The sequence below is a fragment of the Pseudomonas sp. Sample_24 genome, from assembly GCF_004307605.1.
Lineage (GTDB): Bacteria > Pseudomonadota > Gammaproteobacteria > Pseudomonadales > Pseudomonadaceae > Aquipseudomonas.
The window spans coordinates 1-5,886 of record NZ_RCNW01000349.1 but is presented as its reverse complement, the minus strand read 5'-3'; the positions used below and the strand labels follow the sequence as shown (position 1 = coordinate 5,886).

Annotated in this window: 4 protein-coding genes; all 4 read right to left on the bottom strand. The window is 61.6% G+C overall.

Annotated elements, in window-relative coordinates:
* On the bottom strand, window positions 1-803 hold an 803-nt coding region (locus tag D8V06_RS20230; RefSeq protein ID WP_130931664.1), incomplete at its 3' end, for an MFS transporter.
* A 302-nt stretch (window positions 804-1,105) separates the two neighbouring features.
* On the bottom strand, window positions 1,106-2,431 hold the full coding sequence (locus tag D8V06_RS20225; RefSeq protein WP_130931663.1) for a sigma-54 dependent transcriptional regulator: 1,326 nt from the start codon (window positions 2,429-2,431) through the stop codon (window positions 1,106-1,108).
* Entirely contained in the window at window positions 2,431-4,191 is a 1,761-nt protein-coding gene (locus D8V06_RS20220) for an ATP-binding protein (RefSeq protein WP_130906554.1), read from the bottom strand. The genes D8V06_RS20225 and D8V06_RS20220 overlap by 1 nt, the downstream gene beginning before the upstream one ends.
* 152 nt (window positions 4,192-4,343) lie before the next feature.
* Complete coding sequence (locus D8V06_RS20215; RefSeq protein WP_008061943.1) at window positions 4,344-5,867, bottom strand: fumarate hydratase; 1,524 nt, start codon at window positions 5,865-5,867, stop codon at window positions 4,344-4,346.
* Between the last annotated feature and the right edge of the window lie 19 nt (window positions 5,868-5,886).

The window sequence follows — 5,886 nt, the reverse complement described above, 5'->3', positions numbered from 1 at the left end:
GTGGTGTAGGTGTAGAACGCCAGGGTGCCGCCCATGGTCAGGCCGACCACGGTCATCAGTTCCTTCGGATGGCGCATCAAGGTGCGCATGGCGCTTTCCTTGGCCTTTTCTTTCTTGGTGAACGATTCGGTTTCTTCCATGCCGCGACGCAGGTAGAGCGCGACCACTGCGCACAGCGCGCCGATGGCGAACGGAATGCGCCAGCCCCAGGCGTACAACTCTTCGGTGGTCAGCAGGTTCTGCAGCACGATCAACACGCCCAGTGCTATGAGCTGACCGGAAATCAGGGTCACGTACTGGAAGCTGGAGAAGAAGCCACGACGCTCCTTGGTTGCCATTTCGCTGAGGTAAGTGGCGGAGGTGCCGTATTCGCCACCCACCGACAGGCCCTGCAGCAACCGGGCGAACACCAGCAGGATCGGCGCACCGATACCGATGGTTTCATAGCCAGGGCTCAGGGCGATCAGCAGCGAGCCGAAGCACATCAGGTAGACGGAGGCCATCAGGGCCTTTTTGCGTCCGACCTTGTCGGCGTACAGGCCCATCAGCCAGCCGCCGATCGGGCGCATCAGGAAGCCCACGGCGAAGATCGCCGCGGTGTTCAGCAATTGTGCAGTGGTGTCGCCTTTGGGGAAGAAGGTCTTGGCGAAGTACAGGGAGAAAGCGGCGTAGACGTACCAGTCATACCATTCGACCATGTTGCCGACGGAGCCACTGAAGATCGATTTGATACGGCTGGAGGTGGTGCGTTGTTTTGTCGACACGGCAGCCGACCCACGGGGCAGGGAACTGGAGTTATCCATTGAAGGATCCTTCGTTTAATTATTTTATGAAGCGCGCGTAAACGCAGGCTGCCGGGGCTATAGCAGGAGCTGTGCCAACGGCGAGAGGGCCGGTTTAGAAGGGGTAGGCAGGTTTTATGAGCGGAAATCCGCTTATGGCGTGCAGGGCGAGAAGCGGATTTCCGCCGAAACAGATCGTTCCTACGCTCCGCGTGGGAATGCAGCCCGGGACGCTCCGCGTCCCAAAAGCCGAACGCGGAGCGTCCGTTGAGGCATTCCCACGCGGAGCGTGGGAACGATCAAAAATGAGGTCCGTCCAGACGCTACAGGAACATCTCTCGGGTCAACCCGTGCCGCTGCATCTTTTCATTGAAGGTCCGGCGCGGCAGTTGCAGTTCTTCAAGCACCGATTTCACATCGCCTTTGTGCCGCATCAGCGCCGCGCGCAGGCACTGCGCTTCAAAAGCCTCCTGTTGCGCTGCCAGTGACTGCCCGGGTTCGACGGCCAACAGCTCCGGCTCATCAAGGCCCAGGACCTGGCGCTCGGCGACGTTAGCCAGTTCGCGCACGTTGCCCGGCCAGTCATGACTCAGCAGATGGCTCAGCTGCGCGCCGCTCAACGGTGGAAATTTGCGTCCCAGGCGTTCGGCAGCGTTCTGCGCGAAGGATTCGAACAGCAACGGTATGTCTTCACGGCGTTCGCGCAAGGGCGGCAGACGCAATTGAGCGACGTTCAACCGATAGGCCAGATCTTCGCGAAAACGACCGGCCCGCGCTTCATCAAGCAGGTCCGGTTTGGTCGCGGCGATGATGCGCAGGTCTACCCGGATACTCTGGTTCGAGCCCAATCGCTCCAGCTTTTGTTCCTGCAACACCCGCAGCAGTTTCACCTGCTGCGCCAGCGGCATGCTTTCGATTTCATCGAGGAACAGCGTGCCGCCGTCGGCGTATTCGAGCTTGCCGATACGCTTGCCTTGTGCCCCGGTGAACGCACCGCTTTCGTGGCCGAACAGTTCGGCTTCGAACAGCTGCTCAGGGATTGCCGCGCAGTTGAGCGCGACAAAGGGTTTGTCGGCCCGTGGGCCGAAGTCGTGCAGGCAGCGGGCAACCAATTCCTTGCCGCTACCGGTTTCACCGCGGATCAACACATTGACCGGCAACGACGCCAGATCCAGTACCTGTCGACGCAAAGTCTGCAAGCCACGGGACACGCCGAGCAGTGTGGCATCGAGCTTGGCGCGGTTGTCCGCCTGCTCATGCAGGGCGCGGTTTTCCAGTACCAGGCGACGCTTGTCCAGCGCCCGGCGCAGGCTGCCGAGCAAGGTTTCCGGGCTGAAAGGTTTCTCGAGAAAGTCATAGGCGCCATCGCGCATGGCGTCGACGGCCATCGGTACATCGCCGTGACCGGTCAGCAGTATCACCGGCAGGTCAGCGTCGCGGCGTTGCACTTCGGCCAGCAATTCCAGGCCGCTCATTCCGGGCATGCGCACGTCACTGAGAATCACCCCGGCATAATGCCTGGGCAGCTGCGCCAGGCACTCTTCGGCGCGGCTGAACAATTGCACGTCAAAACCGGACAGGCTCAGCCATTGCTCGACGGCGCTGCGAATGCTGCTTTCGTCGTCGACCACCATCACAGAATTGAGCATCAGCCTTGGGCCTCCAGGTCGATCGGCAAGGTCAGGGTGAACACCGCGCCATTACCGTGATTATCCGCGGTCAATCGCCCGCCCGCTTCGTGAACGATGGCGAACGAAACGGCCAGCCCGATGCCCAGCCCGTCGCCCACGGGTTTGGTGGTGAAAAACGGATCGAACACCTTGGGCAGATTTTCTTCTGCGATGCCGCTGCCATTGTCGATGACGCTCAGTCGCCACAATTGTTCATCAGCCTGGAGACGGATTTCCAGGCGTTTGCAGGGTTTATCCTGCATCGCATCGAGGGCGTTGCGTAGCAGATTGATCAACACCTGCTCCAGGCGAATCGCATCCCCGCGCACCCATGCCGGACGCGTCATATGCAGCACGGTGCTGACTTGCTCGTCGCGCAAGCGAGTGTCGAGCAATTGCAATGACTGGTCGACCACCGCCGCCAGGTCCAGGCGTTCGCGCAAGCCGCTGGGGCTTTTGCGGGCGAAGGTTTTCAAGTGCCCGGTGAGGGCGGCCATGCGGGTCAGCATGTCGTCCAGCGGTTTGAGCGCCTGGTACGCTTCATCGACGCGGCCATGATCGAGCAGCAGACGCAAAGTAGCCAGTTGCATGCGCTGGGCCGTCAGTGGCTGATTGATTTCATGGGCCAGTGCCGCCGACATCTGACCGAGGGCGGCGAGCTTGGCTGATTGCACCAGGCCTTCCTGGGCGGTGCGCAAATCGCGGGTGCGCTCCTCCACCAGTTGTTCAAGTTCTTCGCGGCTGCGTTGGCGTATCTTCGCCAGGCGCCAGCGCTGGTGGAGAAACAGCAGCAGAAACACCACCGTCAGCCACAACCCGGCAGCGGCAAGCGCGGCGTTGCGGCTGTCCTCGAAGGCCACCTGCGGACGGCGCAGCAAGTGCAACGTCCAGCCTTCGGCGGCGAGCGGCAGCGATTCCCACAGGTAATCGGCACGGCCGTCCGGGCCATTGACCCGTGTCAGCGCACTGTTGTCGTCGAAGTGGCGCAGCACTTGGTAGTCCAGCGGCATCAGCGGTTGCTTGTCGTATTGGCGGGTCGCCTTGAGCTCGGCGTGATCGCTGGCACTGAGTGGCTGTAAATGGCGATAGCGCCATCCCGGTTGATTGGCAATGAAGATGACCCCGCGGGCATCGCTGACCAGCAACGTGTCGCTGCCCTGGCGCCATTCGCGTTCCAGTTCCGGAAACTCCAGTTTCACCACCATGGCGCCGAGAAACTGGCCGTCGTCGTTGGTGACGGCGCTCGACAGGAAGTAACCGGGAATGCCACTGGTCACGCCCACGGCATAAAAACGCCCGGTGCCTTGGGTGCGGGTCTGGCTGAAATAGGGCCGAAAACCATAGTTGTGGCCGACATAACTGCTGGGCAAACGCCAGTTGCTTGCCGCCACGGCCAGCCCCGTACGGTCGAGCAATTCCAGGGTCGAAGAGTCGGCCGCACCGTTGATTCTTTCGAGTTTACGGTTCAGCACATCCTGCTGCTCGGGGCTCACCGGGCCCTTGAGGGCGTCGCGCAATTGCGGGTCCAGCGCCAGCACCGAGGGCAGGGCGCGGTAACGTTCGATCAGCGTATGCAACGATGTGGCATACAGCGCCAATTGCTGATTGGCCCGTGCCGCGTCTTCGATCATTGATTGGCGCACGGTATGGCGCATGGCCAACGTGGCAACGAGGGCGGCGCCGGCGATGATGACGACGGTATAGACCGTCAGGCGCAAGGGGCGAGAAAACTCGAACATGCTGCATTACACACGGGGGAACGGAGGGGGCGCACCATAACATGGCCACGCGATCCCCTGTAGAAGCGAGCCTGCTGGGGGATGTGCGGGCAATAAAAAAGGCGACAGGAGCACAGCTCCGGTCGCCTTTTCCTGCGGGGCAGTCTAAGCGCTTACTGCACTTCCACCGCCAGGCTTTCACTGATCTTTTGCTGCCAGATGGCAGGACCGGTGATGTGTACCGACTCGCCCTTGCTGTCGACCGCAACGGTCACAGGCATGTCTTTTACGTCGAACTCGTAGATCGCTTCCATGCCCAGTTCGGCGAAAGCCACTACGCGGGATTTCTTGATCGCTTGCGCCACCAGGTAAGCCGCGCCGCCGACTGCCATCAGGTAAACGGCTTTGTGGTCCTTGATCGCGTCGATGGCGGTCGGGCCGCGCTCGGATTTGCCGATCATGCCCAGCAGGCCGGTTTGCTCGAGGATCTGACGGGTGAACTTGTCCATCCGCGTTGCGGTGGTCGGGCCAGCCGGGCCAACCACTTCTTCGCGCACCGGATCAACCGGGCCGACGTAATAGATGAAGCGACCTTTCAGATCGACCGGCAGGGTTTCACCTTTGTTCAGCATCTCGACCATGCGCTTGTGCGCAGCATCGCGGCCGGTGAGCATCTTGCCGTTGAGCAGGACGGTTTCGCCCGGCTTCCAGCTCTGCACTTCTTCCGGGGTCAGGGTGTCGAGATTGACGCGACGGGCCGACGGGCCTGCTTCCCAGACGATTTCCGGGTAGGCATCCAGCGGTGGCGCTTCCAGCGAGGCCGGGCCGGAACCGTCGAGCACGAAGTGCGCGTGACGGGTAGCGGCGCAGTTCGGGATCATGCACACCGGCAAGGACGCGGCGTGGGTCGGGTAATCCATGATCTTCACGTCGAGCACGGTGGTCAGGCCACCAAGGCCCTGGGCACCGATGCCCAACTGGTTGACCTTCTCGAACAGCTCCAGGCGCATTTCTTCGATGCGGTTCTGTGGACCACGGGCCTTGAGTTCGTGAATGTCGATGGACTCCATCAACACTTCCTTGGCCATGACGGCGGCTTTCTCGGCGGTGCCGCCGATGCCGATGCCGAGCATGCCTGGTGGGCACCAGCCGGCGCCCATGGTCGGAACGGTCTTGAGCACCCAGTCGACGATCGAGTCGGACGGGTTGAGCATGGCCATTTTCGACTTGTTCTCGGAACCGCCGCCCTTGGCCGCTACGTCCACTTCCACGGTGTTACCCGGGACGATGGAGTAGTGAATTACGGCCGGGGTGTTGTCCTTGGTGTTCTTGCGAGCGCCCGCCGGGTCGGCAAGGATCGAGGCCCGCAGGACGTTTTCCGGCAGGTTGTAGGCGCGACGCACGCCTTCGTTGATCATGTCGTCCAGGCCCATGGTCGCGCCATCCCAGCGCACGTCCATGCCCACGCGGACAAACACGGTAACGATGCCGGTGTCCTGGCAGATCGGACGGTGGCCGGTGGCGCACATGCGCGAGTTGATCAGGATCTGCGCCATCGAATCACGGGCCGCTGGCGATTCTTCGCGCAGGTAGGCTTCGTGCATCGCCTGGATGAAATCCACGGGGTGGTAATAGGAAATGAACTGCAGGGCGTCGGCAACGCTCTGAATCAGGTCGTCTTGCTTGATCACGGTCATGAGTCGCGCTCCTCTAAAA

Bases quoted from the DNA above. Each gene is read 5' to 3' on its own strand.
- D8V06_RS20215 (WP_008061943.1), bottom strand. From the start codon at position 5,867: ATGACCGTGATCAAGCAAGACGACCTGATTCAGAGCGTTGCCGACGCC.
- D8V06_RS20225 (WP_130931663.1), bottom strand. From the start codon at position 2,431: ATGCTCAATTCTGTGATGGTGGTCGACGACGAAAGCAGCATTCGCAGC.
- D8V06_RS20220 (WP_130906554.1), bottom strand. From the start codon at position 4,191: ATGTTCGAGTTTTCTCGCCCCTTGCGCCTGACGGTCTATACCGTCGTC.